This is a genomic window from Sphingobium sp. FW306-1B-F04DB (assembly GCF_058781925.1).
This window is the reverse complement of the sequence record NZ_JBYSXE010000030.1, coordinates 1-15,194: the sequence shown is the minus strand read 5'-3', so window position 1 is coordinate 15,194 and position 15,194 is coordinate 1. Positions and strand designations below refer to the sequence as shown.

The window sequence follows — 15,194 nt, the reverse complement described above, 5'->3', positions numbered from 1 at the left end:
TGTGGCCAAGCCGTAAACCGCATCCTCGTCGTCATCCCGGACTTGATCCGGGTTCCATGAACACGATTCTGATCGTCATTCCCGGAGGTCGGTGTTCATGGATGCTGAAACAAGTTCAGCGTGACGGCTGATGCGTGCGCTGTGCCACACTAACCCTGCGCCTTCACCTCCGCGCGGTAGCGATGGAGTAGCGGCTCAGTATAGCCATTGGGCTGAGACACGCCCTCGAACACCAGCGCATGCGCGGCCTGAAAGGCGAGGCTTTCGTCCTCGCGTCCCGACATCGGTCGGTAGAACGGGTCGCCTTCATTCTGGCCATCGACCTTTTCCGCCATGCGACGCAGTGCCGCCTCGGCCTGATCGGTGGTCGCGACGCCGTGGAGCAGCCAGTTGGCCATGTGCTGCGACGAGATGCGCAGCGTCGCGCGGTCCTCCATCAGCCCGATATCGTTTATGTCGGGCACCTTGGAGCAGCCGACGCCCTGATCGACCCAGCGCACGACATAGCCGAGTATGCCCTGTGCGTTGTTGTCGAGTTCGCGCGTGACCTCCTCCTCGGTCCAGTTGCGGCCGAGCGCGAGCGGGACTGTCAGCAGCGCGTCGAGCGAGGGGACGGGGTCGTTCCTGAGCCTGTCCTGCACCGCAAAGACGTCGACCTGATGGTAATGGAGCGCGTGCAGCGTCGCAGCTGTCGGCGAGGGGACCCAGGCGGTATTGGCCCCGGCCTTCGGGTGCCCGATCTTCTGCTCGACCATGTCGCCCATGCGGTCGGGCGCGGCCCACATGCCCTTGCCGATCTGCGCGCGGCCCGACAGGCCGTGTTTCAACCCGATGCGGACGTTGCGGTCCTCATAGGCCTGGATCCAGGTCGAACTTTTCATCTCGGCTTTCGGGATCATCGGCCCCGCCTGCATCGAGGTATGGATTTCGTCGCCCGTGCGGTCGAGGAAGCCCGTGTTGATGAAGCAAATACGGTCTTTCACCGCATGGATGCACGCGGCGAGATTGGCGGAGGTGCGGCGTTCCTCGTCCATCACGCCGACCTTGAGCGTGTGGCGCGCCATGCCGAGAAGATCCTCGATCGCGTCGAACAGCCGGTTGGTGAAACCCGCCTCGTCGGGGCCGTGCATCTTGGGCTTCACGATATAGACCGCGCCCGCCTTGCTGTTGCGGAAACGGCCTGCGCCTTTCAGGTCGTGGAGCGCGATCAGGCTGGTGACGATGCCATCCAATATGCCCTCGGGGGCTTCGCCGCCATCGGGCAGGCGCAGCGCGGGGCTCGTCATCAAGTGGCCGACATTACGCACGAAGAGCAGGCTGCGTCCGGCCAGCGTGACCGTCGATCCGTCGGGCGCGCTATAACTGCGATCGGCATTGAGCCGCCGCGTCATCATCGCGCCGTTTTTCTCGAACGTGTCTTCGAGGTCGCCCTTCATCAGCCCCAGCCAGTTGGCATAGGCGGCGACCTTGTCCTCGGCATCGACAGCAGCGACCGAGTCCTCGAGGTCGCAGATCGTGGTCAGCGCGGATTCGAGGATGACGTCGGCGATACCCGCAGGGTCGTCGCGGCCGATCGGGTGATCGCGATCTAAGATCACCTCGATATGGAGGCCATTGTGGCGGAACAGCCGGCCCCGTTCGGACTTGCCGACATATTGCCCGGGGTCGCGGATGGCGATGCCCTGTTCGGGGTTGGTAAGGTCGGCCCAGCTTCCCTCCGCCAGCGGCACCGCCTCGTCGAGAAAGGCCCTGGCGCGCGCGATCACCTGCGCGCCGCGCGCGGGATCATAGCCCTTGCCTGCGGGCGTGCCGGGGATCGCATCGGTGCCGTAGAAGGCGTCGTAGAGGCTGCCCCAGCGCGCATTGGCAGCGTTGAGCAGGAAGCGCGCATTGAGGATCGGGACGACGAGTTGCGGGCCCGCGAGCGTCGCTACCTCGGGATCGACATTGGCGGTGCCGATCGCGAAGGGCGCGGGCTCGGGCGCGAGATAGCCGATCTCCTTGAGGAAGGCCTGATAGGCCGTCGCATCGATCGGCTGGCCGAGGCGATCGGCGTGCCACGCGTCGATCTTTGCCTGCAGCGCGTCGCGGTGTGCGAGGAGGGCGCGATTCTCGGGCGCGAAGTTCGCGAAGATGGCGGCGGCGCCCGTCCAGAACGCGTCAGCGGTGATGCCCGTGCCTGGCAGCGCCTGCGCCTCGATGAAGTCGGCGAGGGTCCCGGCAACCTGCAGACCCGCGCGATCGACCATGCTCATAGCGAATCTCCGTAAATGCGTGCGTCCCCACTAGCAGTCGCGCCATTCGATCGGTAGACGATCAAAAGACAAAGCTATTTTAACCAGAGTGAAAAGATGGATCAGGACTATCCGCTCTTCGTCCGCATCGTCGAAAGTGGCAGCATCTCAGCGGCAGCGCGCGCGCTGCGGCTTTCGCCCGCAATGGTCTCGAAGCGGCTTGCCCGGCTCGAGGCGCGGCTCGGCACAAGACTGGCGCACCGGACGACGCGACGGCTGGTGACGACCGAGGCGGGGCAGCGCTTCTATGACGATATCGTCCGCATCCTCGCCGCCGCGAGCGAGGCCGAGGCGCGCGTCGCGGGGCACGGCGCCCCCGCCGGAAGGCTGCGCGTGACCGCTCCGACCTCGTTCGGGCGCCTGCACATCGCGCCCTACATCAAGGCCTTCCTCGACGCGCATCCGCGCATCGCGCTCGAGCTTGAGCTCAGCGACGGCTTCACGGACCTGATCGGCGGCCGCTTCGACATGGCGATCCGGATCGGCGCCGCGACCGAGGGCAATCTGGTCGCGCACCGGCTTGCCGCCAACCGCCGAATCCTGTGCGCTGCGCCCGCCTATCTGGCCGAGGCGGGCACGCCGCTGACGCTTGCCGATCTCGCGCATCACCGCCTGCTCGCGGCGGAAAACCAGCTGCCATGGCGCATCGAGGGCCCCGATGGGCTGAGCGTGATCGGCGGCGACAGCGCCGTGCGCACCAATTCGAGCGAAGTCGTGCGCGAGCTCGCGATCAGCGGGTTTGGCATCGCGCTGCGCTCAACCTGGGACATCGCGGAAGAACTGCGCAGCGGGCGGCTGCTACGCGTGCTCCCCGCGCACGAGGGCGCGAGCGACGTCAGTATCCAGGCGGTCTATCCGCGCGCCGAACTGACCCCCGCACCGGTGCTGCTGTTCGCCCAATGGCTCGAGGGCGTCTTTGCGCCCGTGCCGCCGTGGGAACAGGTGGCATCGAAATCGCTTCAGTCAGGGGAAGGGGCATCGTCCGGGTTTATGGGGAAGCTCTCGGGCATAAAGGTCGTCGACCTGTCGCAGTTCCTGCCGGGGCCCATGCTGTCGGTGATGATGGCCGATCACGGCGCCGAGGTGGTCAAGGTCGAGCCGCCGGGCGGAGACCCCGCGCGCGACCAGGCGCCGTTCGAGGCGGGACAGTCGATCTGGTTCCGAAACCTCAACCGCGGCAAGAAGAGCGTCGTGCTCGATCTCAAGAGCGATGCGGGGCGCGACGCGCTATGGGCGCTGATCGACGACGCGGACGTGTTCCTCGAGGGCTTTCGTCCGGGTGTCATGGCGCGGCTGGGCTTCGGCTACGATGCGGTGGCCGCGCGCAATCCGCGCATCGTCTATTGCTCGATCTCGGCATTCGGTCAGACCGGCGCGCTGGCGCATCACGCCGCACACGACATGGCTGTGCAGGCGATGGCCGGCTTTCTCTCGGTCAATGACGGTCCTGATGGCACGCCCGTAGTGCCTGGCGCAGCCGCTGCCGATATGGCGGCAGGGCTGACCGGTCTGTCGGCGGTGCTGATGGCGCTGATCGGTCGCGAGAAGACCGGGAAGGGCGACTATGTCGATATCGCCATGTTCGATTCGCTGCTGCCCTGGTGCGTGCACACCGCAGGCGCCGCCATCGGCGGCGGGGAGCCGCCGCGATCGGCGAGCCAGCGTTCGCTGGGGGGCGCCGCCTTTTACAACGTCTATGAAACCGCTGACCGCCGGCATGTCGTGCTGGGCGGCCGCGAGCTGAAGTTCGTCGCCAACCTGCTCGACGCGCTCGGACGGCCCGATCTCGCGCCGCTGGGGGTCGACGCGCCGGGCGACGCGCAGGCACCGCTGATTGCCTTCCTGCGCGAGACCTTTCGGACGCGTACGCGCGACGCATGGGTTGAATGGTTCGCCGACAAGGACGTCGCCTTCTCCCCCGTCCTCGATTTTCGCGAGGCGTTCGCGGCGCCGCACATTGCCGAGCGGGGGCTGGTCGTCGAGGTCGACGGTGCGCACCAGATCGCGCCGCCGATCCGCTTTGCGGGCGAGAGCCGCTGGAAACCGCAAGCCGCGCCGGAGCTTGGCGCCGATGGATGAATGGCGCGTTTTCCACACCATAGGCACGGGGAGGGCGAAGCTGTAAGGGCAGGGGCATGACAGCCCAGATCGATCCCTTCCACGCCATCGCCATCAGCCGCCTCGCACACCAGCTGGGCGTCGAGGGGCGTTCGGTCATCCACATGGAATTCGGCCAACCTTCTACAGGGGCGCCGGCGGCGGCGATCGCGGCGGCACACCATGTGCTGGACACCGACGGCATGGGCTATTGGGAAAGTCCTGGCCTCAAGCAGCGCATCGCGCGGCACTATCAGGAGAGCTACGGCGTCGATATCGACCCCGAACAGCTGATCCTCACCTGCGGTGCGTCGCCCGCCTTCGTGCTCGCGCTGTCGTGCCTGTTTGCGCCCGGTGCGCGCGTCGCGCTCGCGCGGCCGGGCTATGTCGCCTATCGCAACACGCTGAAAGCGCTTTACATGCAGCCCGTCGAGCTCGATTGCGGCGAGGCCGAGCGTTTCCAGATCACCGCGCGCGCGATCGAGGCGCTCGAGCCCGCGCCCGATGGGCTGATCCTCGCGAGCCCGGCCAATCCGACGGGAACGATCATAGAGCCCGATGAAATGCGCGCGATTGTCGCGGTCTGCCGCCGGCGCGGAATCAGGATCATTTCCGACGAGATCTATCACGGTCTCAGCTATGTCTGGCCTGCGCGCTCGGCGCTCCAGGACGCGCCCGATGCGCTCGTCGTGAACAGCTTCTCCAAATATTTCAGCATGGCGGGCTGGCGGCTCGGCTGGCTGGTGGTTCCGCCCGATCTGATTGACGCTGCGCGCGCGCGGATGGGCAACATGCTGCTGACGCCGCCCTCACTCGCACAGCATGCGGGCCTCGTCGCCTTTGACTGCCGCGAGGAGCTGGAAGGGCATGTCGCGACCTATGCGCGCAACCGCGAGTTGCTGCTTGCCGCGTTGCCCGCAATGGGACTGCGGCGGATCGCGCCCCCCGACGGTGCCTTCTACATCTATGCCGATATCGGTCATCTGACGGACGATAGCCTCGACTTCTGCACGCGGCTGCTGCGCGATACGGGGGTGGCGACCGCGCCGGGTATCGATTTCGATCCGGTCGACGGGCACCATTTCATGCGCTTCAGCTTCGCGGTTTCGACCGACCGGGTCGAGGACGCGATCGCGCGAATGAAACCCTGGTTCGCACGGCAACCCTCTATCGCCTGACCGCGTTCAACCGGGCATCGGCGGGTCAACCGGAGGCAAATACGCGGCCAAGGGGCTGGCGATGTTTTTTCGACTCAATTAACTTGACTGAACCAGTAGAGAATCGAGTCGCTCGATTTGTGCTGGTGGGCACGAGGCATCGGAAGGAGGTAATCAATGGGACGCAGGGCCAAGGATTTCCTGATCGCATGCTGGAAGGCCGAACTGCGTGCCGCGGACCGCGCGGTCGATCGCGTCGCTGAACTGGCGCACCGCGCGATGGCCGCACGCTATGCGCGCATGGCGGCACGGGAATATGCGCTGGCCGATCCGCGCCTGTGTCCGCAACGGCTCGTGGCACGGTCCGCCAGGAGCTGATGCTGGCCGAAACTATCTGGCGCGAACCAACTGGTGGCACGCGCCCGTCACCGCCGCGTCCTTGCGAAAGCGTCGCCATTATCGGCGGTGGATTCAGCGGTACGCTGCAGGCGATCAATCTGCTGCGGCATGATGGCCCACGCGCGATCCTGATCGAGCGGCTCGACGCGCAGCTTGCGCGGGGAGTGGCATACAGCGCCGCGCATCCGACGCATCTGCTCAATGTCCGTGCGGGCAATATGAGCGCCTTTCCCGACGATCCGGACCATTTCGCGCGCTGGCTGACACGCGAGGGGCACGGCAATGCGCGCAGCTTCGTGCCGCGCAACCTCTATGGCTGCTATCTTGCCGAACTGCTCGATGCGGCGCAGCGCGCATCCGGCAACCGGCTGACCGTCGTCCGCAACGAGGCTGTCGATGTCATGCCCGGACCGGACGGCGTCGTGATCCGACTGGCCGACGGTACGACGCTGGCCGCCGATGCCGCTGTATTGGCGCAGGGCAACCTTCCGCCACACGCGCCCGAGGGGCTTGATACCGAATGTTTGCCGCCGGGCTGCTATGCCTCGGATCCCTGGGCGGCCGATATCGGCGAAGGCCTGACCGATGAAGATTCGGTGCTGTTGCTCGGCACCGGGCTGACCGCGGTCGACGCGGCGTTGCTGCTGCGCGCACGGGGCTTTGATGGACGCATCCTTGCGCTGTCGCGGCGTGGTCTGTGTCCACGTCCGCATCACGACACGTCGCCCGTCATTCCGCCCCTGTCGAGCCGGCCCCCTGCCGAGCTTTCACAACTGGTCGCTTCGGTGCGCCGACGTGCGCGCACGCATGGCTGGCGCGATGCGGTCGATGCGCTGCGCCCGATGACGCAGATGATGTGGTCCGCGGCACCCGACGATGTGCGTCGGCGTTTCTTGTGGCATCTTCGCCCCTATTGGGATGTCCACCGGCATCGCCTCGCGCCCGAGGTCGCGTCGCGCATTGCCACAATGCAGGCCCAGGGGCGGCTACGCTTCGTTGCGGGCAAGATCGTCTCCGCCGCCGCCGACGGTGCACATGCCGCGATTGACTGGCGTCCACGCGGCGCAGATGTGCCGGTATCGGGCCGCTTCCGTCGTGTCGTCAACTGTACGGGCCCGCAGGGCGATTTGCTGCGCACCGATGAGCCCTTGCTCGTCGCATTGCGTCAGGCCGGACGCATCCGTCCCGATGCGCTCCGGCTCGGGCTCGATATCGACGAGCAATCGCGCGTGATTGCCGCCGACGGAACCCCTTGGGACTCGCTCTATGCAATTGGTCCGATGACACGCGGCGGCCTGTGGGAGATCGTGGCGGTTCCCGATCTCAGGCGGCAGACCTGGAGCCTCGCACGGCGGCTCGCAAACGCGCATTGGGTGGGCGGCGAGGGGCTCTGAGGCGCCCGTCAGTCGAGCTGGGCTAACCAGTCGCCCATGAGGCGCTGCCCCGCGGTGACCGCGCGCGGGCCGATCGCGGCATATTGTGCGCGCAGCTCTTCGGCGCAGATGCCGAGTTCGTCCAGACTATCGCGCGACTGCTCGATCCATGCGTCGATGCGGGGGTCGACGCCCATTTCGGCATGGCACTGCAGCGCGAGCAGCCGGCGGCCGCGCCGAAAGGCCTGATTGGTATATCGCGGCGTCGAGGCCAGCAGTTCGGTTCCCGAGGGGAGGTCGAAGGTGTCGCCGTGCCATTGCAGGATCGCATGGCCGTTCAGGTGCGAAAGGGGCGAATCGCTTCCGCTCATGCTGAGCGACAGCGGGAAAAAGCCGATCTCCTTTTCCGGGCCGCGGTAAACGCGCGAGCCCAGCGCCGCCGCGATCATCTGCGCGCCGAAGCACACGCCGATCGTCGGCCTATCGGCGGCAAGGCGCTCTGTAAGCCTTTCTATCTCGTGCGGGATCCATGGGTGACGATCGGTCTCGTACACGCCCATTGGGCCGCCCATCAGGATCACGAGATCGGGCGAAACGAGGTCTGCTTCGGGAAAACCGGGGTCGGACACGTCGAGCCGGTCGATGACATAACCCGCGGCTTCAACGGGTTCTCGGAAACCGGCAATGCCTTCATAGGGGACGTGACGAATGATCAGGGCGCGCTTGGTCATGGCAGTGCAGTGCATTTATCGTGACGCCGCGCGGACGTGAAAACAGAAGATCTGGCCGCGGTCATATATTTTCTATCATTATAATAGAAAAACTATGTGGCGCGGCAAGGCGCGGCTCGCGCAAAGCATGTGCAGACCGAAAGGACGCATCATGACCGATCCATCGCCTGCGCCGTCACCATTGCCGTTCCCCCGCAATATCAGCGACGTTGCCGAACGGCTGCGCGACGCGCGGCTTTCCTGGCGCTCCGCGCATCGCCGTCATGCCGAGCATGGCGCCTTCGGCTTTCCCGCCAGGCGCGCGCTCGATCGCATCGTCGGTGCGCTCGGTGCCGCTCTGTTTCCGCTGCGGCTCGGCCCGCCCGAACTCAACCCCGCCAATGAGGACAATTTCGTCGAAGCGACGCTCGAATCGGCGCTGTCCCAGCTTGCGGCGCAGATACGGCTCGAGCTGCGCTATACCGATCCCTACGCGGCTGCCGAGGCGATCGAGCGCGACGTGCAGCGCATCATCACCGATTTCTCGGTCGCGCTTCCCGAGGTTCGCGCGCTGATCGACGGCGATATCGAGGCGGCCTACGCCGGCGACCCCGCGGCGCGCAGCGTCGACGAGGTGCTGCTGTGCTATCCCTGCGTGATCGCGGTGATCCATTACCGGCTCGCGCATCGTCTCTATGCGCTGGGCGCACCGCTCGTCGCGCGGATCATCGCGGAGATCGCGCATTCACGCACCGGCATCGACATCCATCCCGGCGCGCGGATCGGGCGCAGCTTCTTTATAGATCACGGCACCGGCGTCGTGGTCGGCGAGACCGCGATCATCGGCGACCGCGTTCGGCTCTATCAGGCGGTCACGCTGGGTGCGCGCAACTTCCCGCACGAGGAGGACGGCAGCCTGGCGCGTGGTGCCGATCGGCATCCGATCGTCGAGGACGATGTCGTGATCTATGCGGGCGCGACGATCCTCGGACGCGTCCGGATCGGCCGTGGCTCGGTGATCGGCGGCAATGTCTGGCTGACGCAGGACGTGCCACCGCTCAGCCACGTCCGCCAGGCGCACCCCAGTCTGACCGTGGTTCGCGCCGAGCCCGAGCTGGCGGAAGAAACGCTCTAGCGCAGGGCGCCGCGCGATCTGGCCCAGTCGAGGAAGAGCTGTGGCCAGATCGCGGCAGGCTTGCCCGCCACGCGACGCAGCCCGAAGCCATGCCCGCCCTCCGCAAACAGGTGCGTCTCCACCGATATGCCGCGCGCCTTGAGCGTGGAGCGGAGCAGGAGCGCGTTCTCGACCGGGACGACGATGTCGTCCTCGGCATGGACGATGAAGCAGGGTGGCGTGTCTGCGGCGATGTTGAGGTGCGGGGCATACGCGCGCTCGAGTACGGGCGTCGCATCGGCGCCGATCAGGTTGGCGCGTGACCCGGGATGCGCCGTCGGCAGGGTCATCGAGATCACCGGATAGATCGGCGCAGCGAGGAAGGGACGCGCCGACAGCGCATCCGCGGCGTCAACGGGTTCATAGGTGGGCGTGGCGAAGCGCGCAGCAAGGTCGGCGCACAGATGCCCTCCCGCCGAAAAGCCGAGCGCCATCACGCGGTCGGGATCGATGCCATAGTGCGCCGCGCGGTGTCTGATGAGGCGCATCGCACGCTGCGCATCCGACAGCGCTGTATTCGGCCCCGCGGCCCAGCCCTCATGCGGCAGGCGATAGAACAGCACGAATGCGCTGACGCCGCGCTCCGCGAGCCAGGCGCCAAGCTCGTAACCCTCCTTGTCGATGACGACGCGGCTATAGCCGCCGCCAGGGGTGATCAGCACCGCCGCGCCGTTGGGGTTGGCGGGCCGGAACACCTCCATCCGCGGCCGCGCGATGCCCAGAATCGCACGATCCCTGATGTCGGGATCGGCGCTGCGTTCCTTCACCGTCTCGACTGGCGGCCTGGCGGGCATGCCGGGCGCGCCGCCGGGCCAGAGCTCGATCGTCTCGGCGGGTGCGTCGGGCGCGGGGGAGGGCGGCATCAGGGCGCCCGCGGGCGCTGCGAGGCCCGCCGCCAGGCTTCCGAGCAACGCCGTGCGACGGTCTATCGTCACGGCAGCGCGCGGTAGCTGAAGTTGGCGAAACGTGCCTCGCCCGTCCCCGCGGCATAGAGCGCGGGGCGAAGGCTGAGGAAGTCATAGGCGACATTGTGGTGATAGCCCGACACCTCCATCTGCACGTCGAACTTCTGCCAGCTCGCGCGCTTGTCGGTGCTGGTATGGATCGTCAGGATGTTGCGGTCATTGGTGAGCCGCAGCCGCAGTGCGCGAACCGGGCCGGTCGCATTGTCGCGCTGCCCCGGCACCGCGCCACGTGGACGCTGCAGCCCGTAGCGGTGCATCACGAGCCCCTTGTCGCCAAGCCCGAGCCCCGCATAGAGCCGGCGGTTGTAGAAGAGCAGCATGCCCGCCTCGGCGCCGGGATTGACTTCGATATCGGCCTCGAAGCGGTAAGCCTGGTCGCCCGCAAGGCAGGTGATTGGCGAACAGTCGCTCGGGGTCTTGCCCTTGCCCTTGACGTGCAGCGCGCCGTTGGCGCGGCGCACGCGTTTCATCTCTTCGGGAGCGGGATCGTAGAAGCTCCACTGGATGCCGAACTTGTCCGCCGAGAAGTCGTCGCTGAGCGGCATACCGTGCGGTTGAGGACCCAGATCGACGGGTTTGGCGATCGGACGCGAAAGATCGCCGCCCAGCGGCTTCACCCACCCGTCCGCGGTCCATTCGATCGGCTCCAGCAGTGTCTGGCGGCCGAGCGTCCAGTAGCCGTTCTCATAACCGTGGTAGATCATCCACCATTTGCCGCCTGGCCCTTCGAAGATCGTCGCATGTCCGCGTGACCACCATTTCTCGGCTGCCGAGCGTGTCTTGATCACGGGGTTGTTGGGCGCGTTCTCCCAAGGGCCGTCGATCGAGCGCGAGCGCGCCATGATGACCATGTGCCCCGTGGGCGGCCCTGCGGTGCCGCCAACCGCGAGGATCATGTAATACCAGCCGCCGCGCTTCAGGATCTTGGGGCCTTCGGGCGCGAAGGTTTCGACCACCCAGTCCTCGGGATACCGCCAGGGGTCATAGACATGCTCGACGGTCCCCGCGGTCGAAAGCCCGTCGGGGGAGAGCTTCACGCGGTCACCTCCCGACAGGAACAGCCAGCGTGTTCCGTCCGCGCCGACGGCGTGCCCCGGGTCGATATGGTCGGACAGGTTGAGGTCGATCGGCTCCGACCACGGCCCCTCGATCCGCTTCGCATGGATGACATAGATCGATTTCCGGTCGGGAAAACGGGCGGGGATATAGCAATAGAAGCGCCCGCCATGCTTCACCAGCTCTGGCGCCCAGACCGACCCGATTGGCGTCTTGAGCGCCGCAGTGACCGGGCGCCAGTTCACCAGGTCACGCGAGTGCCAGATGACGATACCCGGATAGGCATCGAAGCTCGAGAAGGTGACGTAATAGTCGTCGCCGTCACGCAGGATCGTCGGGTCGGGGCGATCCCCGGCGAAGACGGGGTTGAGAAAGGTACCGTCGCCAAGGTCGGCCTTGCGCTGGCCTTCGAAACCCTGCGCCCAGCGCATGTCGGCATACGGGTCGAGCGCGCTCGTCGCGCGCGATCCCTGTGCGTGCACTGCGGGAACAAGCGGAAGCAAACCCGCCGCTGCCATGGCCTTGAGGCTGTCTCTCCGATCGAACATGATACGCTCCAAACAAGAAAGGCCAGCCTCCACACGATGCAGAGGCTGGCCGGATTCACGTCATGCGGCCATTGGCCGGCTGATCACATCTTGTACCGGGCACCGAACAGGATCGTCCGGCCAAAGTGGTTATATTCGTAGTTGCGGTTGGTATCGACGTCGACGAAGCGATCGCGATAGGCATCGGTCAGGTTCGTGCCTTCGAGCGAAAGCTCGATCTGCTCGGTGAGGCGATACCGGATCGAGGCGTCGACATTGGTGATCGAATTATACCCTTCAAAGGCAAGGCCCGCCGCCGAGTTCTGGTCCAGATACCCGCTGCGATAGCTGATCGATGCGCGCGCGCTGAACTTGTCGTCCTCATAATAAAGCGTGGCGTTGTAGGCGCGCTTGGACAGGCCGAACAGCGTCGCATCGCGATCGACCGGCACCACCGCAGCATAGTTGCCGTTCGCCTGGAAACCGGTGAAGGGCGGGGTGATGCGGTAGGTCGCGTTAGAGTCGACGAAGGTGGCGTTCACGATACCGCCGAAATTCGACAGGAAGCCGGGCAGGAAGGTGAACGGCGCCTGGAGCGCGAGTTCGACGCCCTTGAGGCTGGCGCCTGAGCCATTGCCCGTCGTCGAGATCGTCCAGATCGGGTCCGACTGGAGCGAAGGGTTGAGCGCCGCGGGCGATGAGGGGACGAGTACCGACGCCGGCAGGCCGGTCGAGGTGAAGGTCGCGTTGGTCTGGGTGACCGCAACGGGGAAGCTCGACACGTCCTTCTTGAAGAAGGCGACCGAGGCAATCGACTGCGGCGCGAAATACCATTCGAGCGCAAGATCGTAGGCCGTTGCGCGGAACGGGTCGAGATTGGGATTTCCGAAGGTCACGCGATACTGGAACCCGTCGGCGGAACCACCGGGCGTCAAATTCCCCAGCGACGGTCGGGTCATCACGTCGGCGATGGCCGCGCGCAGGATCAGGTCTTTGGTCAGGAATACCGCAAGGTTGGCCGATGGCAGCCAATCCTCATAGGACCGGTCGACCGTGACCACGGTGCCGCTGTTGATGCCGTAGGAACTCTGGTCGGTGCGGACATAGCGGATGCCCGCGTTGACCGCGTAATCGATACCAAAGGCCGTGCCCTTGCCGTCGAACTGCAGATAGCCGCCCTTGGTTTCTTCCTGGACGCCGCGGTTGTTGCCGACGTCGAGCGCGAGCGGACGATCGTAGAGACCCGTAAACGCGGTGGTCGTGTCGAGATTGGGGATCAGCCATTCGTTGCTGTTGCCCGCCGGCTGGCCCGCCTTGCCCAGCCTGAACAGTTCGGCGAGATCGGCGGTGACCGGGAAGCCGTAGATCGCCGAGGGGCCGAATGCCGACGAGGGAGAGCAGGTGATCGTCCCGAGCACGAGGTCCTGGCCGCCATTGCCGCACACGGCGGTATCGCGCGTAAAGGCGACGATGTCATAGTCGTAGCGGCGATAGACGCCACCCGCCTTGATCGTGAGCCCCTCGGCCGCATCCCATTCGGTCCGCAACTGGATTGTGCGGAACTTGTTGGTGACGTTCGACGGACGGTCGCGGATTTCGGCGAGCTGGAAGTTCGCGGGATCGGTGACGCTGGTGCCGAAGCTCAGCAGGGGGCTGCGGCTGTCGCGGTAATCGTAGCGATAGCCCTGCGCGTCGCGGTCGTCGAAAACGACGGTGGTTTCGACGGGGATGTCGGCGTCGGACTTGGAGAAGCCGCCGAGCAGCGTGAATCGGAACTTGTCGGTGACGTCCTGATCCCAGGTCGCGCCGAGCTGATAGAACTCGGTCTTCGATTTGCGCAGATAGTGCTCGGTACGCACCCAGGCATCGTTGAGCGTCGCCGCGATCATATTGTTGTTGTCGTCATAGACGGGGTCGACGACGTCGATCGAACGCTCGTTGCCGCGCAGCAGCACTTCGCCCCATTTCTCCTCGCGATTCTCGCTGAAGCGCGAATAGAGGCCGTCGAGCGAGACCCTGGTTGCGTCGCTCGGTTCCCACTGGACGCTCGCGGTGAGGCCGAGGCGTTCGCGATCGTGGCGGACCTCGCCATAGCGCGGGATGCGCGGGTGGAAGGTCAGCGCCGCCGGATCGCAGGTCGGGTTGGGCCGGTATACGCCGCCACTGTTGGGGCGCGGTGCGGGGTTGGTTGCGCTCTGCGACCAGCAGGCGACGCCGTCGACCGAGTCGAAGCGCGCCTGCGCCCAGCGGACGGTGTTATTGCCCAGTTCGAGCGTGTCGGTCTTCTGGTAGGCTGCCGAGATCGAGGCGCCGAAGGTGCCGTCGGCCGATTTCCAGCCGATCAGGCCGGCAAGACGCGGCCCGACATTGTCGCTGAGATCGTTGTAGCTGCCCTGCGCCGAACCGACGAGCGTGAGGCCTTCCTTGCCGGCAAGGGGGTTGCCCGTATTGAGGTCGACCACCGCGCCGAGCGAGCCTTCGTCGAGCGAGGCCTCAGCGGTCTTGTGCACGACGATCGAGCTGAACAGCTCGGAGGCGAAGACGTTGAAGTCGAAGGCACGGTCCCGATTGGCGCTGGCGCCATCGCTGGAGGTGGCGATCGTCTCGAGACCGTTGACGCGAACGCGCGTGAACTGCGAGCCGAGACCGCGCACCGTGATCGCGCGGCCTTCGCCGCCGTCGCGCTGGATCGAGATGCCGGGGATGCGCTGCAGCGATTCGGCGAGGTTCTGATCGGGGAATTTGGCGATGTCCTCGGCAACGATCGCGTCGACCGCGCTCACCGAATCGCGTTTCACGTCAAGCGCGGCGTCGAGCGAGGCGCGGAAGCCGGTGACGATGATCTCCTCGGCCTCGGCTTCGGGCGTGTCCTCTGCGCCGGGCTGCTCCTGTGCCGTAGCCGCGTCCTGCGCGTGCGCACCACCTGCGGCAAGCACGGCCAGCGAGACAGCTCCCAGCAGCCGCAGCACGGCCTTCTCCCGATAATTGCGATTGTTTACCCGCATTGTTCTTCTCCCCTAGTGCCGCCTGCTTGCGCTGCGGTCCAGCCTCTCCTCACCGGCTATGACACCGGTAGCCATTCGAATCGCGAGGACGCATGCACGTGCGATTTCGCGACGATAAAACGGGGGAATTGAGGCAAATCCGCTGTATTGCGGCTCATCCTCTCCCCATATGCCGCATTTATGCGATCGTTTTTCCGGCCATTTGCGCTGAAGTAACCGGTGTCATAAGGACATTGAGGCGAACCCCCTTCTATGTCAAGAAGGCAATAAGAGGGAGGATGACGTCATGCGTTTCATGTTGTTTTTGGGTCTCACACTGGTCAGCGTCGCGCCTGCGGTCGCGCCTGCGGTCGCGCCTGCGGTCGCGCCTGCGGTCGCGCCTGCGGTCGCGCAGAAGCCTGCCTTTCCCGGTGCGGTCGGGTGGGCGGCCGAGACGC

General features: G+C 65.9%; 10 protein-coding genes. 5 read left to right on the top strand and 5 right to left on the bottom strand.

The features are described from left to right. Positions 1–149: 149 nt before the first annotated feature. Positions 150–2,255, bottom strand: a complete 2,106-nt coding sequence (locus AC3WJD_RS13635) for a malate synthase G (RefSeq protein WP_492747222.1) — start codon at positions 2,253–2,255, stop codon at positions 150–152. A 96-nt stretch (positions 2,256–2,351) separates the two neighbouring features. Between AC3WJD_RS13635 and AC3WJD_RS13630 the strand changes: the two genes are divergently transcribed. From AC3WJD_RS13630 to AC3WJD_RS13615, 4 genes are all read left to right on the top strand, one after another. After that, the gene (locus AC3WJD_RS13630) at positions 2,352–4,373 is read left to right on the top strand and encodes a CoA transferase (protein ID WP_492747221.1); all 2,022 of its coding nucleotides are present in this window, start codon (positions 2,352–2,354) and stop codon (positions 4,371–4,373) included. Between the two features lie 56 nt (positions 4,374–4,429). Further along, a complete protein-coding gene (locus AC3WJD_RS13625; protein WP_492747220.1) occupies positions 4,430–5,569 on the top strand; it encodes a pyridoxal phosphate-dependent aminotransferase in 1,140 nt (379 codons plus the stop codon). Positions 5,570–5,725: 156 nt separating this feature from the next. Continuing rightward, entirely contained in the window at positions 5,726–5,926 is a 201-nt protein-coding gene (locus AC3WJD_RS13620; protein ID WP_492747219.1) for a hypothetical protein, read from the top strand. Then, positions 5,926–7,341, top strand: coding sequence for an FAD/NAD(P)-binding protein (locus AC3WJD_RS13615; RefSeq protein ID WP_492747218.1), 1,416 nt, complete (start codon positions 5,926–5,928; stop codon positions 7,339–7,341). Before AC3WJD_RS13620 ends, AC3WJD_RS13615 begins: the two co-directional genes overlap by 1 nt. Positions 7,342–7,349: 8 nt before the next feature. Here the strand turns inward: AC3WJD_RS13615 and AC3WJD_RS13610 are convergent, their stop codons facing one another. Then, on the bottom strand, positions 7,350–8,051 hold the full coding sequence (locus AC3WJD_RS13610) for a glutamine amidotransferase (protein WP_492747217.1): 702 nt from the start codon (positions 8,049–8,051) through the stop codon (positions 7,350–7,352). A 151-nt stretch (positions 8,052–8,202) separates the two neighbouring features. Between AC3WJD_RS13610 and epsC the strand changes: the two genes are divergently transcribed. Next, positions 8,203–9,165 (top strand): serine O-acetyltransferase EpsC, encoded by a 963-nt coding sequence (gene epsC / locus AC3WJD_RS13605; RefSeq protein WP_492747216.1) that lies wholly within the window; start codon positions 8,203–8,205, stop codon positions 9,163–9,165. On the opposite strand, the gene AC3WJD_RS13600 is transcribed toward epsC, so the two are convergent. The 3 genes from AC3WJD_RS13600 to AC3WJD_RS13590 form a co-directional block, all read right to left on the bottom strand. Next, positions 9,162–10,139, bottom strand: a complete 978-nt coding sequence (locus AC3WJD_RS13600; protein WP_492747215.1) for an alpha/beta hydrolase — start codon at positions 10,137–10,139, stop codon at positions 9,162–9,164. The two genes, epsC and AC3WJD_RS13600, sit on opposite strands and share 4 nt — an antisense overlap. Further along, on the bottom strand, positions 10,136–11,773 hold the full coding sequence (locus AC3WJD_RS13595) for a family 43 glycosylhydrolase (RefSeq protein WP_492747214.1): 1,638 nt from the start codon (positions 11,771–11,773) through the stop codon (positions 10,136–10,138). The genes AC3WJD_RS13600 and AC3WJD_RS13595 overlap by 4 nt, the downstream gene beginning before the upstream one ends. A gap of 83 nt (positions 11,774–11,856) precedes the next feature. After that, complete coding sequence (locus tag AC3WJD_RS13590; RefSeq protein WP_492747213.1) at positions 11,857–14,757, bottom strand: TonB-dependent receptor; 2,901 nt, start codon at positions 14,755–14,757, stop codon at positions 11,857–11,859. Between the last annotated feature and the right edge of the window lie 437 nt (positions 14,758–15,194).

What these genes read in the sequence shown, in the direction of transcription:
- AC3WJD_RS13635 (WP_492747222.1), bottom strand. Translation starts at nt 2,255, where the DNA reads ATGAGCATGGTCGATCGCGCGGGTCTGCAGGTTGCCGGGACCCTCGCC.
- AC3WJD_RS13630 (WP_492747221.1), top strand. Translation starts at nt 2,352, where the DNA reads ATGGATCAGGACTATCCGCTCTTCGTCCGCATCGTCGAAAGTGGCAGC.
- AC3WJD_RS13625 (WP_492747220.1), top strand. Translation starts at nt 4,430, where the DNA reads ATGACAGCCCAGATCGATCCCTTCCACGCCATCGCCATCAGCCGCCTC.
- AC3WJD_RS13620 (WP_492747219.1), top strand. Translation starts at nt 5,726, where the DNA reads ATGGGACGCAGGGCCAAGGATTTCCTGATCGCATGCTGGAAGGCCGAA.
- AC3WJD_RS13615 (WP_492747218.1), top strand. Translation starts at nt 5,926, where the DNA reads ATGCTGGCCGAAACTATCTGGCGCGAACCAACTGGTGGCACGCGCCCG.
- AC3WJD_RS13610 (WP_492747217.1), bottom strand. Translation starts at nt 8,051, where the DNA reads ATGACCAAGCGCGCCCTGATCATTCGTCACGTCCCCTATGAAGGCATT.
- epsC (WP_492747216.1), top strand. Translation starts at nt 8,203, where the DNA reads ATGACCGATCCATCGCCTGCGCCGTCACCATTGCCGTTCCCCCGCAAT.
- AC3WJD_RS13595 (WP_492747214.1), bottom strand. Translation starts at nt 11,773, where the DNA reads ATGTTCGATCGGAGAGACAGCCTCAAGGCCATGGCAGCGGCGGGTTTG.
- AC3WJD_RS13590 (WP_492747213.1), bottom strand. Translation starts at nt 14,757, where the DNA reads ATGCGGGTAAACAATCGCAATTATCGGGAGAAGGCCGTGCTGCGGCTG.